Here is a 14,477-nt window from a genome sequence, read left to right on the forward strand (position 1 = left end):
GCGACATCAGTCATTACCTGATGCATCGGTACAACTGGATTAGACCGCACCAATTCAACAACGGACTGGCCCCAGCTCAGGCCGAGAAAAAACTTAACGTCGTGTCCGGGATTAGTTGACCACTACAGGGGCATCGGTAACTTGATTCGTGTCACTGCTCATCAGTGATCGGGTTTAGTAGCCCGGCTAAGGTAAAGCGGTCGCGCGAGCGTCATCAGTCAGGTATTCGCCTGCACTTGATGGCAGCTGTGCGCATGGCGTCCTCGGACGCGCCGGTTTTTGCTTTCCCTTGCCGGTCTACTAACTTGCGCACCGCTGCCACCCTTTCGTTTAGTAGCGAGATGGTTGCAGCCCTACTTCAGAAGGGACGCAATTATGTTCAAGGTAACGCCAAATCCGCCGGAAACCGATCCGGCATCCCCGTACGAACCCGATTCGAAAAAACTCAACGAGGCCGCCGAACGCGCCCTCAACTTTCACTTTCCCTCGACCGCCGACATCAAAGCCACGCCGCGCACCGTCAGCACCCTGTTCACCGTCGACCCGCAAGCCACGAGCGAAACCCTGATGGTGTATCTGGTGGAAACGCTGGCCTCGGTGGATGTCATGGTCCATCAATTGGTCGATCACCTGGACGGTGGTTCACGCAATGCCCTGCTGGGGATTTCCAACAGCGTGATGCTGGCGGAGATCACCGCCAATCGGGTGCTGGATCAGATTGATCCGCCTGAGTAGCACGTCAGGCCTGACCAGTTTTTTCCTTCCCCAAAGCCACAAAAAACCTGCTTTCTCCCATTCCAGTGCATGCACAGAATGCAGTTGCGCGTGCATTGGAATTTTAAGGAGTGAGTCATGACGTTCTCGATTATCGGACGCTGCCCTGAAACCGGGCAGCTCGGTATTGCCATCAGTTCTTCAAGCATTGCGGTTGGCGCTCGCTGCCCATGGGCGCGGGCGGGTGTCGGTGCGGTGTCTACGCAGAACATTACGCTGCCGGCGCTGGGGCCGCAGATTCTGGATTTGCTGGAGCATCAGCATCTGGAGCCCGACGCGGCGCTGGACAAGGCACTGACGTCCAACGGCTGGAGCCAATACCGACAGGTCACGGTGATCGATGCGTCAGGGCGGATAGCGCTGTTCAGTGGCAAGGAGTCGCTGGGTGTGCACAACGCCGTGAAGGGCGAGCAGTGTGTCGCGGCGGGTAATTTGCTCGGCGACGTGCGGGTCATCGAAGCGATGGTCGCGGCGTTCGAGGCTGAGCCGGGTCAGTTGGCGGACCGTTTGCTGGCGGCCATGCACGCGGCGATGGCGGCCGGTGGTGAGGCGGGGCCGGTGCACTCCGCTGCGTTGAAAGTGGTGGGTGACCATACGTGGCCGATCATCGACTTGCGGGTCGACTGGGCCGAGGAAGATCCCATCGGGCAGCTGGATGGCCTCTGGCAAGCCTATCGACCACAAATGCAGGACTACCTGACGCGCGCACTCAACCCGACGACGGCGCCGAGCTACGGAGTGCCGGGCGATGAGTGAGGCGTCCAGTCGCGACCTGCTGGAACGCCTGATTGGTTTCGCCACCGTCAGCCGCGATTCCAACCTGGAATTGATCCGTTTCATCGAGGCGTACCTGGCCGAACACGGTGTGCAGAGTGAGCTGTTCTTCAACGAAGAAGGGACCAAGGCGAATCTGTTCGCGACCATTGGTCCGCTCAAATCCGGTGGCGTGGTGCTGTCCGGCCACACCGATGTGGTGCCGGTTGACGGGCAGGCCTGGACGGTCGATCCGTTCCGGCTGACGGAAAAGGACGGGCGCCTGTACGGCCGTGGCACGGCGGACATGAAAGGCTTCATCGCCTCGGTGCTCGCGGCGGTGCCGACCTTCGTGCAACGTCCGCTTTTGAGCCCGGTGCACCTGGCCTTTTCCTACGATGAAGAAATCGGCTGCCTGGGTGTCCGGCCGATGCTCGCCGAGCTGGAGAAGCGGCCATTCAAGCCCAAACTGTGCCTGATCGGCGAGCCGACGGAGCTGAAACCTGTGCTGGGTCACAAGGGCAAGCTGGCGATGCGCTGCGAAGTGCGCGGTGCCGCGTGCCATTCGGCGTATGCGCCGTACGGGGTGAACGCGATTGAATATGCCGCGCAGTTGATTGGCCAGTTGGGTGTTATCGGTGCCGGGCTCGCGCATCCTGATCATCATGACGACCGTTTCGATCCGCCGTTTTCGACGGTGCAAACGGGTGTGATCAAAGGTGGCCGGGCGTTGAATATTGTTCCTGCTGAATGCGAGTTCGATTTTGAGGTCAGGGCACTGCCGGACTTTGATGCGCAAAACGTGGCGGATCAATTGCAGGCCTACGCCCGGGAAACCCTTTTGCCCAAGATGCGCGCGGTGCAAGCCGACACTGACATTCGTCTGCGGCCGCTTAGCGCTTACCCCGGTTTGGCGACACCGCCCGAGAGTGACGCGGCGCGGTTGCTGGCGCTGTTGAGCAATTCTTCAGCGTTTGGCACGGTCGCGTTTGGTACCGAGGGCGGGCTGTTTGATCAGGCCGGGATACCCACTGTGGTGTGTGGGCCGGGCAGCATGGATCAAGGGCATAAGCCTGATGAGTTCATTGCGCTGGAGCAGTTGAGCCGCTGTGATGCGATGTTGGTGCGATTGGCCGACTATTTGAGCGCTGACGCGAACTGTGGGAGCGAGCCTGCTCGCGAAGGTCGTTAACGAAAGCCCGTGTTGTCTGATTGAACGCGGTGCCTGCGAGGCCATCGCGAGCAGGCTCGCTCCTACAAGGAGCCTGCCACCTTCTGGCTCAACTGCTCGCGACAAAAATCCACGAACAACTGCGCAGGCTTGGTCAGTTGACTGCGTTTGAGGTGAGCGGACGCCAGGCCGGACATTGTCACCGGTTCTTTGATGTTCACCGAGATCACTTTCTTGCCGTCGTAAGTGCATTCCGAATGCGGGCGGGTGACCAGGATCGAGAAGCCGAAACCCTGACCAACCATGCCCCGCACCATCTCGATCGAAGGCGAGCTGAAGACGATGTTGGGCGTCAGGTCCAGTTCGTGGAACAGGCTCACGAAGTAAGTCCGGCTCGGCTGCACATCGAGCAGAATCATCGGCTCGCTGCACAGGTCCCGCAGCGATACTTCTTTCTGACCGGCGAAGCGGTGGCCTTCCGGCAGCAGGACGTAAGGCTTTTGCGGTGGCATCAGCGGCGTGGTCTGGATGGTGCCGTCCAGCCCGTGATCGTAGAGGAAGGCCACGTCGAAAGTACCAGCGGTCAGGCCTTGCACCAGCTCTTGTTGTTCGCCATCGCGGATGCGGATGTCCACGCCCGGGTAGAGCTTGCGAAAGCCGGCGATCAGTTGTGGCAAATACAACGGCGCGACGGTCTCGAAGCAGCCAATGTCGATTTGTCCGGACACCGTGTCGTTATCCGCCAGCGCATTCTGTTCAAACTCCCTGGCCATCCGCAGCAGCTCTTGCGCCTTGTGATAGAAGCGCGTACCGGTGGGCGTCAGCGACACGCCCTGGGCGTGGTGGCGGATGAACAACTGGACGTTGAATGACTCTTCCAGACTCTTGATCGCCGTGGAAACGGAAGGCTGAGCAATGTACAGCTGTCGCGAGGCTTCGGCGACACTGCCGGCTTCTACCGTTGTGACGAAATACTTGAGTTGTCGCAATGTATAGGAAGCCACACGCACCTCGTTCTGCTTTGTTTTGTGCTGCAAGACCGGATGGCCGCCGCACAGATGGTTGACTGAACCTTACCCTATGCGGGTTCCGGACTGGGTCAGCGCTTACCCAGTTTTTTCTTATACCCCGAGCACATTTTTAATAATTTTCCTCTGCGTACGGTTGCCGCACTATCTCTACAACCTCTGATAACAACCCCGACCACCCAGGCGGTCGTAAAGGGAGCGTAGCGTGTTCGACCTCGACTATTGGCAGCAACGAGCTGCCCGGCAAACCTTCTCTGACAAAGCCTTGATCGATGGCCGGCAGGTCGCTGCGTCGTCGGGCGTAACCTTCGATTCGATCAACCCGGCGACGAATCAGTTGCTTGCCCGTGTCGCCGCGTGTGGCGAAGTGGAAGTGGAACTGGCCGTGCGCAGTGCGCGTCGCGCTTTCAATGAAGGCCCGTGGGCGCGGATGGCGCCGGTCGAGCGCAAGCGGGTGATGCTGCGTCTGTCCGAGCTGGTGCTGGCGCACCGCGAAGAACTCGCGCTGCTGGATTCGCTGAACATGGGCAAACCGGTGATGGATGCCTACAACATCGACGTCCCCGGTGCCGCCCATGTGTTCGCCTGGTACGGCGAGTCGCTGGACAAGCTTTACGATCAGGTCGCGCCCACCGCGTCATCGGCGCTGGCGACCATCACCCGTGAAGCCTTGGGTGTTGTCGCGGCTGTGGTGCCGTGGAATTTCCCGCTCGACATGGCCGCCTGGAAACTGGCCCCGGCGCTCGCGGCTGGCAATAGTGTGGTGCTCAAGCCCGCCGAGCAATCGCCGTTCTCGGCACTGCGTCTGGCCGAACTGGCGCTGGAAGCCGGTTTGCCGCCGGGCGTGCTGAACGTGTTGCCGGGGCTGGGCGAGTCTGCCGGCAAGGCGCTGGGCCTGCACCCGGATGTCGATTGCCTGGTGTTCACCGGCTCGACTCAGGTCGGCAAATACTTCATGCAATACGCTGCGCAATCGAACCTCAAGCAGGTCTGGCTTGAATGCGGTGGCAAGAGCCCGAGCCTGGTGTTCGACGATTGCCGGGATCTGGATCTGGCCGCAGAGAAAGCGGCGTTCGGCATCTTCTTCAATCAGGGCGAGGTGTGCTCGGCCAACTCGCGGCTGTATGTGCAGCGCTCGGTCAAAGATGAGTTTATCGAGCGTCTGTTGGAGAAGGCCAAAGCCTGGATGCCCGGCGATCCACTGAAGCCTGCAAGCCCGGCTGGCGCGATTGTCGATTCGACCCAGGCGTCACGCGTGATGAGTGCGATCGAACGCGCCCACGAAGACGGCGCCCGACTGCTTACCGGTGGCCGGCGCTTGAGCTTCAACGGCTCCGACAACTTTATCGAGCCGACCATTTTTGCCGACGTCGATCATGATTCGCACCTGTCGCGCGAAGAAGTGTTTGGCCCGGTGCTGGCGATCTCCACGTTCGACACCGAAGAGCAAGCGGTGCGGTTGGCCAACGACAGCATTTACGGGCTGGCGGCGTCTGTGTGGAGCGACGACCTGAATCGCGCGCACCGGGTTGCACGGGCGCTGAAGGCGGGCACCGTTTCGGTGAACACCGTGGATGCGCTTGATGTCTGCGTGCCGTTCGGTGGTGGCAAGCAATCGGGTTTCGGCCGGGACCTGTCGTTGCACTCGTTTGATAAATACACCCAGTTGAAAACCACCTGGTTTCAACTGCGGTAAGCGACTGCTGAACAATTAACCGCATGCAGATTGTGTGCGGTTTGAAGAATAAAAAGATGTCACCACGCGGAGAGTCTTCCGTGAACTTGCGGCTGCGTGGCCGTGACTGCCTCAGTAACTAACCACAATTAAAAAGTGAGGGAGCTTTCATGTTCAGATATTCGTCTTCAAGCGTTGTAACAGCATTGTTGGTATTGACGGTGCCCGTTGTTGCGCACTCCGAAAGTCTCACGGTTATTTCGTTCGGCGGTGCGACCAAGGCCGCGCAAGAGGGGGCTTATTTCAAACCCTTCGAACAAAGTGGTGCCGGCAAAGTTGTGGTGGGCGAGTACAGCGGTGAATTGTCCAAAGTCAAAGCCATGGTCGATGTGGGCCAGGTCAGCTGGGACGTCGTCGAAGTCGAAAGTCCTGAGCTGCTGCGCGGCTGCGAAGAAGGGCTGTTCGAGCGCCTGGACCCGGCGCTGATCGGCGATTCAAACAGCTATTTGCCGGGCGCGGTCAGCGAGTGCGGCGTGGCCAGCTACGTGTGGTCGATGGTGCTCGCTTACAACTCGAACAAGGTGGCTGCGGCGCCAACGTCGTGGGCGGACATGTGGAACCTGCAGCAATTCCCCGGCAAGCGTGGTCTGCGCAAAGGCGCCAAGTACACGCTGGAAGTGGCGCTGCTCGCCGATGGGGTCAAACAGGATGACCTGTACAAAGTGCTGGGCACCAAGGAAGGCGTGGATCGGGCGTTTCACAAGCTCGACCAGATCAAGCCCTCGATCCAGTGGTGGGAAGCCGGCGCCCAGCCACCGCAATGGCTCGCGGCCGGTGACGTGGTGATGTCGGCGGCCTACAACGGCCGGATTGCCGTGGCGCAAAAGGAAGGTTCGAAACTGGCCATCTCTTGGAACGGTCACCTCTACGATCCTGATCACTGGGCCATCGTTCGCGGCAGTCCGAACAAGGCGCTGGCCGAGCGTTTCATCGTGTTTGCCAGCCAGGCGAGCGGTCAGAAGTCTTTCTCCACGCAGATTCCTTACGGCCCGATCCGCAAGGATGTCCTGGCGCAACTGCCGGCCGACACGCTCGCTCAACTGCCCACGGCTCAAGCCAATTTGTCTGAAGGCCAGTTGGTGGATGCCACGTTCTGGGTCGATCACGGCGAAGAGCTTGAGGAACGTTTCAACGCCTGGGCAGCCCGCTAAGCCGCTGTTGTCTTCAATCGCCACTCAAGGATGAGTCGCGATGTTCATCCCTGCCTTCTACGCGGAGGCGATCAACAACAAGAAAACACGGGGAGTTTGTCATGAGTTCAAGTACAACCGCGTCCATCCAGGCGCCGTCCGGTGGTTTGCGCCGGGTCCTGGGGCTGGGCTCGTTGCTGGCCGTTGCGGTGGGCGTCGTGGTGTCGCAAGGCGTCATGGTGCTGATGCTGCAAGGCGCGGGCATCGCCGGTTTCGGCTTCATCATTCCGCTGGCCATCGCCTATGTGCTGGCGATCACCTACGCCTGGTCGTTTTCCGAGCTGGCCTTGATGATCCCGCGGGCAGGCAGCCTCAGCAGTTACACCGAAGTGGCGATCGGGCATTTTCCGGCGATTCTCGCGACCTTTTCGGGGTACATGGTGGTGGCGATGTTTGCGCTTTCCGCCGAGTTGCTGTTGCTGGATCTGGTGATCAGCAAGGTCTATCCCGATGTCATTCCGCACATGGTGGTGGCTTACGGCGTGCTGGGGTTGTTCACCGTCTTGAACCTGTTTGGCATTGATGTCTTCGCCAAACTGCAGAACGTGCTGGCGCTGGTGATGGTGGTGATTCTCGTCGCCATGGGCCTGGCGTCGCTGAGTAACGGCCAGGCCAGTTTGCAGTTGCCGCTGGATCAGGGCTGGAACCCGCTGGAGTTCGGCGCAATCACCCTGGCGGCCATGGCGGTGTGGGGTTTTGTCGGGGCTGAATTCGTCTGCCCGCTGGTGGAAGAAACCCGCAATCCCGAGCGCAATATTCCGCGTTCGATGACCATCGGCCTGACCGTGATTTTCGGCGTGATTGCCCTGTATTGCTTCGGCGCTTTGCTGTGCATCCCGCGTGAACAATTGGCCAGTGATGCCTTGCCGCATTACCTGCTGGCGACCACGGTTTTCGGTGAGGCCGGCAAGTTGTTCCTGGTGGTCGCGGCCATTACCGCGACGTGCAGCACCGTGAACTCGTCACTGGCCGCGTTGCCGCGCATGCTTTACGGCATGGCGCAAAACGGTCAGGCATTCCCGCAATTCAAGAAGCTGACGGCGCGCGGTCGTACGCCGTGGGTGGCGGTGCTGTTCGTTGCCGCGATCACCGGCCTGCCGATCCTCATTCTGGGGCACGACGCGGCGGCGATCAGCTTGCTGCTTCTGGCTGCCGCGTTGGCCTGGTTGCTGGCCTACATCATCGTGCACATCGATGTGATCGCCTTGCGCCGGCGCTATCCCCACCTGGCGCGTCCATTCCGTTCACCGTTTTATCCATGGCCACAGGTCGTCGGCATCGTCGGCATGCTGTTTGCGATCTACCACGTATCGCCAACGCCAGAGATGACCGCCAGTATTTTTGCTTGCGCCGGCGTGGTGCTGGGCGTGATTTCGGTGATTGCCGTGGTGTGGGTCAAGTTCGTGATGCGCAAACCACTGTTCACGCCAGAACCCCTGATCCAGAACGAATCGCAGGACAACGGTGTGCCTGCCGTGGCACCGCTGACTACCGTGACCGGGAACTGAACCTTTATTCAATTCAGGAGAATAAGAGATGACAACTGACTACAAACCCCAGCGCGACACCAAGGACTACCAAGCGGCCGATGCCGCTCACCACATTCACGCATTCCTCGATCAGAAGGCGTTGAACGAAGAGGGGCCGCGCGTGATTGTCGGTGGCGAGCGCCTGCATTTGTGGGACAACGACGGCAATCGTTACCTCGATGGCATGTCCGGTTTGTGGTGCACCAACCTCGGCTACGGGCGCAAGGATCTGGCGGCGGCGGCGACCCGTCAGCTGGAGCAGTTGCCGTACTACAACATGTTCTTCCACACCACTCACCCGGCGGTGGTCGAGCTGTCCGAACTGCTGTTCAGCCTGCTGCCCAAACACTACAGCCACGCGATTTACACCAACTCCGGCTCCGAGGCCAACGAAGTGCTGATCCGCACTGTGCGCCGCTACTGGCAGGTGCTGGGCAAGCCGCAGAAGAAAGTCATGATCGGTCGCTGGAACGGCTACCACGGCTCTACCCTGGCGGCCAGCGCGATGGGCGGGATGAAGTTCATGCACGAAATGGGCGGGGTGATTCCTGACGTCGCGCACATCGATGAACCTTACTGGTTCGGCCATGAAGGTGATCTGACGCCGGCCGAGTTCGGCCTGCGCGCCGCTCAGCAACTGGAAACCAAGATTCTCGAACTGGGCGCGGAAAACGTTGCTGCGTTCATCGCCGAACCGTTCCAGGGCGCGGGCGGCATGATCTTCCCGCCAGAGAGCTACTGGCCGGAAATCCAGCGCATCTGCCGCCAGTACGACGTGCTGCTGTGTGCCGACGAGGTGATCGGTGGCTTCGGTCGTACCGGCGAATGGTTTGCCCACCAGCACTTTGATTTCGAGCCGGACACCTTGTCGATCGCCAAGGGGCTGACCTCGGGCTACATCCCCATGGGTGGCCTGATTCTGAGCCGGCGCATGGCTGAGGTGCTGGTCGAACAGGGCGGTGTGTTTGCCCACGGTCTGACCTATTCCGGTCACCCGGTGGCGGCGGCCGTGGCGATTGCCAACCTCACGGCGTTGCGCGATGAGGGTGTGGTTACGCAGGTCAAGAGCGACACCGGCCCGTACCTGCAGCAGTGTCTGCGTGAGGTATTTGGCAATCACCCGCTGGTGGGTGAAATCCAGGGTGTTGGCCTGGTGGCTGCGTTGCAGTTTGCCGAGGACAAGGCAACCCGCAAGCGCTTCGCCAACGAAGGCGACATCGCCTGGCGTTGCCGCACGATTGGCTTTGAAGAGGGCGTGATTATTCGCTCGACGCTCGGCCGGATGATCATGGCGCCGGCATTGATCGCGACGCGCGCTGAAATCGATGAACTGATTGGCAAGACCAAGATTGCCGTCGATAGAACCGCTAAGGAAATTGGCGTGCTCTAAACCACTATCAGGCTCGTTCCTTTAAATGTGGGAGCGAGCCTGCTCGCGAAGGTCATTAATGATTACGCGTATTGCCTGAATAAACGCGGGGGCTTTCAAGTTCTTCGCGAGCAGGCTCGCTCCCACAATGATTGCATTCATTCAGTGAATACCGAGTTTAGTTGCGAGTTAGTTTTTTAATGGGTAGCAACTACAAAAATCATATTTTCGCTATTGGTATTCGCTAAGCACAATAAAACGACCCCGCCAGCAACGTTATCGATGCGGTATTCAAATATTAAAACAGCTGATTTGTCGCGACTTGCCGCGCCATAGTCGCCTCTCTGAAGGACACAAGCATGAATGATAAAAAGATAGAAATAGATACGCTTGTTGTCGGTGCCGGCCAGGCTGGCGTCGCCATGAGCGAGCACCTGAGCAAACTCGGTGTGCCGCACCTGGTGCTGGAGCGTAATCGCATCGCTGAAGCGTGGCGCACCGGGCGTTGGGATTCGCTGGTAGCGAACGGTCCGGTCTGGCATGACCGCTTCCCGGGGCTGGCCTTCGAAGACCTGGAGCCCGATGCCTTCGCCTCAAAAGACCAAGTGGCCGCTTACTTCGAAGCCTATGCCGAGAAATTCGAAGCGCCGATTCGTACCGGTGTCGAAGTCAAAAAAGTGGTGCGCAACAGTGACCGTCCGGGCTTCACCATCGAAACCTCCGAAGGCGTGATTCAGGCCAACCGGGTGGTGGCGGCGACCGGCCCTTTCCAGCGTCCGGTCATCCCGCCGATTGCGCCGAAAGACGACACCATCACGCAAATTCACTCGGCTCAGTATTTCAATCCGCAGCAGCTTCCCGAAGGTGCTGTGCTGGTGGTCGGTGCCGGTTCTTCCGGTGTGCAGATCGCTGATGAATTGCAGCGCGCCGGCAAGCAAGTCTATTTGTCGGTCGGCCAGCATGACCGTCCGCCTCGCGCTTATCGCAACCGTGATTTCTGCTGGTGGCTGGGGGTGCTGGGGCTGTGGGATCTGGAAACCATGGAACCTGGGCGCGAGCACGTCACCATTGCGGTGAGCGGCGCGCGTGGCGGGCAGACCGTCGATTTCCGGGCACTGGCCCAGCAAGGCGTCACGCTGGTGGGGCTGACCCAATCGTTCAACGACGGCGTGGTGACGTTCCAACAGGATCTGGCGCGCAACATCGCGGCGGGCGACGCGAATTACCTGTCGCTGCTTGATGCGGCAGATGCCTACATCGCGCGCAACGGCCTCGACCTGCCCGAAGAGCCCGAGGCCCGGTTCATGCTTCACGATCCCGAGTGCGTCACCCACCCGATTCTCGAACTGGATCTGGCCGAGGCCGGCGTCACCTCGATCATTTGGGCCACTGGCTACGCGGTCGATTACAGCTGGCTGCAGGTCGACACCTTTGATGAAAAGGGCAAGCCGCGTCATCAGCGCGGTGTCTCGAACGAGCCAGGTATCTACTTCGTGGGCCTGCCGTGGTTGTCCCGTCGCGGTTCGAGTTTTATCTGGGGTGTCTGGCACGACGCCAAGCATGTCGCCGGGCACATCGCGACCCAGCGCCAATACCAGGAATACCGCGACCCGTCGCAGCGCTGAGAATCGATCCAGGGAATGGCCCGACGGCCATTCCCACCACGTTATCAATCACGTTTCAGGGGAGTCCGTTGATGCCTACTCACACACGCATTCGCATGTTCAATACCAAAGACACCTATCCCAATCAGTCACTGGACAATGATCTTTGCCAGGCCGTGCGCGCGGGCAACACGGTGTACGTGCGCGGCCAGATCGGCACCGATTTCGAGGGCAACCTGGTCGGCCTCGGCGACCCGGGAGCCCAGGCCGAGCAGGCGATGAAAAACGTCAAGCAGCTTCTGGAAGAGGCGGGGAGCGATCTGTCGCACATCGTCAAAACCACCACGTACATCATTGACCCGCGTTACCGCGAGCCGGTTTATCAAGTGGTGGGCAAATGGCTGAAGGGCGTTTTCCCGATCTCCACCGGGCTGGTCATCTCCGGGCTCGGCCAACCACAGTGGCTAATGGAAATCGATGTGATCGCGGTCATCCCGGACGATTGGCAGAAGGGCTGACACGCTCCCACAGGGTATGAGGCGGTTGTTATGGCGTGGCGGGCAGCAGGAACCGTGCTATCACCGGTAAATGATCGGAGATGCGCAACGTATCGTCCTGCCTGACCGTGGCCTCGACCCGCTTGATGCGCGGGCTGTAGAACAGGTAGTCGACGGTTCGATCCGGGCCGTTCAGGCTCGTATCGTTCGGGTATTGGGTCAGCCAGCGCGCGCGGTCGATCCCGCTGGCTTCGTTGTTGTTGGGGATCATCGGGTACTTGTCCCACAGCACGTGCAACGCACTGTCGGCAGAGTAGGGCGAGCGTTGTTCGGCGGGCAGGCGTTGATATTGCCCCAGCGGCAACAGATTGAAGTCGCCGCCGATCAGCCATGGCGTACCGCGGCCTTCGAATTTATCGAGGACTTTGGCCACGGCCGACACCTGCGCTTGCAGGGTTTCGTCGGGTTGTGTGGCGCGGTCCAGATGAGTATTGAGAATGGCGACCTGGCTGCCATCGTTCACGGGCAGATAGCTGACCAGCATGGCGTTTTTCGGCTGGAACTGGCGGCTGATCAGGTTGGCCGGCGTCACCGGCAATTGCAGGCGCTGGGCATGGTCGATCTGGTAGCGGCTCAGCGTTGCCAGTTGCCGGCCGACGCTGCCGAAGATGTGGGGGGAGGGGACAAAGTCGGCCTTCCAGTCGAACGCGCTGGTGCTGCATGGATACAGGTCGGCAAGTCGTTCCTGCAGCAGTTTGAGCTGGTGCTGGTAATCGCTGGCCTTGGCGCCATCATCGAGTTCCTGCAACAGCACCACGTCCGGCTGCTCGTCACGAATCACCCGCGCCACTTCATCGAGGCTGAACGCCATGTCTTCAGGGGTGGGCTTTTCATCGGTGCCGTTGGCCAGGTCATTCCAGAACACATAGCGCTTGCCCGCCAGGTACTGGACGTTCCAGGTCATCACCTTCAGTGCCTGGCCGGGCGTCAGGGTCGGCGCCCGGGTGCTGCAACTGACCGGCAGCACTTCGCGGGCCTCGGGGCGCCAGGTCAGGTTGTAGATCATCACGCCCGCCAGGCCGACGACCATCAACAATCCCAGCAAGGTGTAGCGCAGCAGTCGGGTCATGGCTCGGCTTATAGCGTTACGGAAGTTGATCCCGAGCATACCCGAGTGACGGGCGCCCCCCCAAGGTCAGAGTGGTCCGTCGATTTTTTCCGGCACATCGCTGATCAGCATGAACAGGCGGAACAGCACCACGCTGGTGAACAGTTGCAGGAAACTGTGGGCACTGTCGATCAGCAGCGAAAGCACCGGGTTCTGCGGATCGGGATACACCGCCAGCGTTGCGCCCTTGAGCAGCCACAACGGCCCCATCACACACAAAATGCACACCAGGATGCGCAAGAAATGGCCACGGGTCAGGCGCAGGCTTTCCTTCATCGCTTGCAACGGCGCCAGGCCACGCAGCACCAGCAAGTACTCGCCGAACGCCAGGGTCACCATCAGCCAGATACCCGGCAGGAAATACAACGACAGGCCGAGCAGGATCAACAGGGTGTTGAGCGCGGTCAGCAGGGCGAAGCGCGGCCACAGGTAGGCCGACCTCGACAACAGATCGCGGTTGCTCGGCGATTCGCCACGGCTGCGGGCGTCGAGAAACAGAATGAGCGCGGCGGTGTACAGCGGATAGATCAGCAGGCCGACGATCACGCTGATACCGGGGAAACTGTCCGGCTCGGTGGAGTGGTCGACCACTTGTTGCAACAGGGCTTCGACGATCACCAGCGGCAGGCACAGCTGCACGATCTGGCGAAGATTGCGCTTGAAGAAATACAGGGAGTCACGCAGTACATCTAACGGATTCATCAGTCGGTATCGCAGTCATAAACAGTGACTCACTGTAACCGATCATGTACCGCCTGAAGCAAACGTAAACGTTCGGTAAAGGCCATTGAAACATCTTGTTTCAGCCTCCATTAAGGTCGAGTCCCGTATCTTCAGTGAAGAAGGGCAACGATTTCCCCGGCAATCTACGAGGTCGCCATGAACAGCGAAGAACAAACCCTGATCGATGGACTGTTTTCCCGGCTGCAACAAGCCGAAACGGACTCAGCCCCGCGCGACGCCCAGGCCGAGGCGCGGATCAAGGAACACCTGACGCGCCAACCGGCGGCAGGTTATTTCATGACCCAGGCGATTCTGGTGCAAGAGGCGGCCATCAAGAGCCTCGACGAGCAGAACAAAAAACTGACTGCGCAAGTCCAGCAATTGCAGGCCGAGTTGCAGCAGGCCAAGGCTCAGACAACCGCGCCGGCGCCAAGCAGCGGTGGCTTTCTGTCGAGCATCTTTGGTGGCGGCAATCGTGATCCGCAGCCTGCGCCGGTGCAAAGTGCGCCGGTGTCGAACGGTGGTGGCTGGCGTGAGCCTGCGCGGCCCTCGTTCAACTCGCAGCCGCCCCAGCAAAACTTCGGCGCGCCGCCGCAAAACTACGCACCGCCACAGCAGGCAGCGGCCGGCAGCAGTTTCCTCGGTGGCGCACTGAAAACCGCGGCCGGTGTCGCCGGTGGCGTGATGCTGGCGCAAGGCATCAGCAGCCTGTTCCATCACAACCAGCAACCGGAAGAAATCGTCGAAGTCATCAAGGAAGAGCCGGCCCAGGTCAACGATCAGGGCAACAACGGCTGGGGCGATGACCAGCGCATGGCCGGCAACGATTCCTACGGCAATGACCAGGGCGGCTTCAGCGACGCCGACTACAGCGATGACAGTTCATCGTTCTTTGGCGGCGACGACGACTCCTACGTCTGACAACCCCGAACCTGT

13 protein-coding genes are annotated in these 14,477 nt (G+C 60.1%); 10 read left to right on the top strand and 3 right to left on the bottom strand.

Annotation, left to right across the window (positions count from 1 at the left end):
* Positions 1 to 375: 375 nt before the first annotated feature.
* The 3 genes from BVK86_RS21370 to argE all read left to right on the top strand — a co-directional run bounded on the left by BVK86_RS21370 (position 376) and on the right by argE (position 2,719).
* The gene (locus tag BVK86_RS21370) at positions 376 to 735 is read left to right on the top strand and encodes a DUF6124 family protein (protein ID WP_075948311.1); all 360 of its coding nucleotides are present in this window, start codon (positions 376 to 378) and stop codon (positions 733 to 735) included.
* 117 nt (positions 736 to 852) lie between these two features.
* Complete coding sequence (locus BVK86_RS21375; RefSeq protein WP_075948312.1) at positions 853 to 1,530, top strand: DUF1028 domain-containing protein; 678 nt, start codon at positions 853 to 855, stop codon at positions 1,528 to 1,530.
* A complete protein-coding gene (gene argE, locus BVK86_RS21380) occupies positions 1,523 to 2,719 on the top strand; it encodes an acetylornithine deacetylase (RefSeq protein WP_075948313.1) in 1,197 nt (398 codons plus the stop codon). Before BVK86_RS21375 ends, argE begins: the two co-directional genes overlap by 8 nt.
* Before the next feature lie 62 nt (positions 2,720 to 2,781).
* Here the strand turns inward: argE and BVK86_RS21385 are convergent, their stop codons facing one another.
* Complete coding sequence (locus BVK86_RS21385) at positions 2,782 to 3,702, bottom strand: LysR family transcriptional regulator (RefSeq protein ID WP_075948314.1); 921 nt, start codon at positions 3,700 to 3,702, stop codon at positions 2,782 to 2,784.
* A 229-nt stretch (positions 3,703 to 3,931) separates the two neighbouring features.
* Between BVK86_RS21385 and BVK86_RS21390 the strand changes: the two genes are divergently transcribed.
* The 6 genes from BVK86_RS21390 to BVK86_RS21415 all read left to right on the top strand — a co-directional run bounded on the left by BVK86_RS21390 (position 3,932) and on the right by BVK86_RS21415 (position 11,671).
* A complete protein-coding gene (locus BVK86_RS21390) occupies positions 3,932 to 5,422 on the top strand; it encodes an aldehyde dehydrogenase (RefSeq protein WP_075948315.1) in 1,491 nt (496 codons plus the stop codon).
* A 149-nt stretch (positions 5,423 to 5,571) separates the two neighbouring features.
* A complete protein-coding gene (locus BVK86_RS21395; RefSeq protein WP_075948316.1) occupies positions 5,572 to 6,612 on the top strand; it encodes an ABC transporter substrate-binding protein in 1,041 nt (346 codons plus the stop codon).
* A gap of 101 nt (positions 6,613 to 6,713) precedes the next feature.
* Positions 6,714 to 8,159 carry an APC family permease gene (locus BVK86_RS21400; RefSeq protein ID WP_075948317.1) on the top strand — a complete coding sequence of 482 codons (1,446 nt, stop codon included), beginning with the start codon at positions 6,714 to 6,716 and terminating at the stop codon, positions 8,157 to 8,159.
* A gap of 28 nt (positions 8,160 to 8,187) precedes the next feature.
* Positions 8,188 to 9,570, top strand: a complete 1,383-nt coding sequence (locus BVK86_RS21405; protein WP_075948318.1) for an aspartate aminotransferase family protein — start codon at positions 8,188 to 8,190, stop codon at positions 9,568 to 9,570.
* 338 nt (positions 9,571 to 9,908) lie between these two features.
* Positions 9,909 to 11,174: a flavin-containing monooxygenase gene (locus BVK86_RS21410; RefSeq protein WP_075948319.1), complete on the top strand. Its 1,266-nt coding sequence runs from the start codon at positions 9,909 to 9,911 to the stop codon at positions 11,172 to 11,174.
* 71 nt (positions 11,175 to 11,245) lie between these two features.
* On the top strand, positions 11,246 to 11,671 hold the full coding sequence (locus BVK86_RS21415; RefSeq protein WP_075948320.1) for a RidA family protein: 426 nt from the start codon (positions 11,246 to 11,248) through the stop codon (positions 11,669 to 11,671).
* 28 nt (positions 11,672 to 11,699) lie between these two features.
* Here BVK86_RS21415 and BVK86_RS21420 read toward each other — a convergent pair whose 3' ends face one another.
* Complete coding sequence (locus tag BVK86_RS21420) at positions 11,700 to 12,779, bottom strand: endonuclease/exonuclease/phosphatase family protein (protein ID WP_075948321.1); 1,080 nt, start codon at positions 12,777 to 12,779, stop codon at positions 11,700 to 11,702.
* 66 nt (positions 12,780 to 12,845) lie between these two features.
* The gene (locus tag BVK86_RS21425) at positions 12,846 to 13,520 is read right to left on the bottom strand and encodes a YciC family protein (RefSeq protein WP_075948322.1); all 675 of its coding nucleotides are present in this window, start codon (positions 13,518 to 13,520) and stop codon (positions 12,846 to 12,848) included.
* A 177-nt stretch (positions 13,521 to 13,697) separates the two neighbouring features.
* Here BVK86_RS21425 and BVK86_RS21430 point away from each other — a divergent pair, with 177 nt between their 5' ends.
* Positions 13,698 to 14,462, top strand: a complete 765-nt coding sequence (locus tag BVK86_RS21430) for a DUF2076 domain-containing protein (RefSeq protein ID WP_075948323.1) — start codon at positions 13,698 to 13,700, stop codon at positions 14,460 to 14,462.
* Positions 14,463 to 14,477 lie beyond the last annotated feature (15 nt).

It is taken from the genome of Pseudomonas reinekei, from assembly GCF_001945365.1.
Classification (GTDB): Bacteria; Pseudomonadota; Gammaproteobacteria; order Pseudomonadales; family Pseudomonadaceae; genus Aquipseudomonas; species Aquipseudomonas reinekei.

Coding starts and splice junctions, on each gene's coding strand:
- BVK86_RS21415 (WP_075948320.1), top strand. CDS start 11,246: ATGCCTACTCACACACGCATTCGCATGTTCAATACCAAAGACACCTAT.
- BVK86_RS21420 (WP_075948321.1), bottom strand. CDS start 12,779: ATGACCCGACTGCTGCGCTACACCTTGCTGGGATTGTTGATGGTCGTC.
- BVK86_RS21370 (WP_075948311.1), top strand. CDS start 376: ATGTTCAAGGTAACGCCAAATCCGCCGGAAACCGATCCGGCATCCCCG.
- BVK86_RS21410 (WP_075948319.1), top strand. CDS start 9,909: ATGAATGATAAAAAGATAGAAATAGATACGCTTGTTGTCGGTGCCGGC.
- BVK86_RS21405 (WP_075948318.1), top strand. CDS start 8,188: ATGACAACTGACTACAAACCCCAGCGCGACACCAAGGACTACCAAGCG.
- argE (WP_075948313.1), top strand. CDS start 1,523: ATGAGTGAGGCGTCCAGTCGCGACCTGCTGGAACGCCTGATTGGTTTC.
- BVK86_RS21430 (WP_075948323.1), top strand. CDS start 13,698: ATGAACAGCGAAGAACAAACCCTGATCGATGGACTGTTTTCCCGGCTG.
- BVK86_RS21395 (WP_075948316.1), top strand. CDS start 5,572: ATGTTCAGATATTCGTCTTCAAGCGTTGTAACAGCATTGTTGGTATTG.
- BVK86_RS21425 (WP_075948322.1), bottom strand. CDS start 13,520: ATGAATCCGTTAGATGTACTGCGTGACTCCCTGTATTTCTTCAAGCGC.
- BVK86_RS21375 (WP_075948312.1), top strand. CDS start 853: ATGACGTTCTCGATTATCGGACGCTGCCCTGAAACCGGGCAGCTCGGT.
- BVK86_RS21400 (WP_075948317.1), top strand. CDS start 6,714: ATGAGTTCAAGTACAACCGCGTCCATCCAGGCGCCGTCCGGTGGTTTG.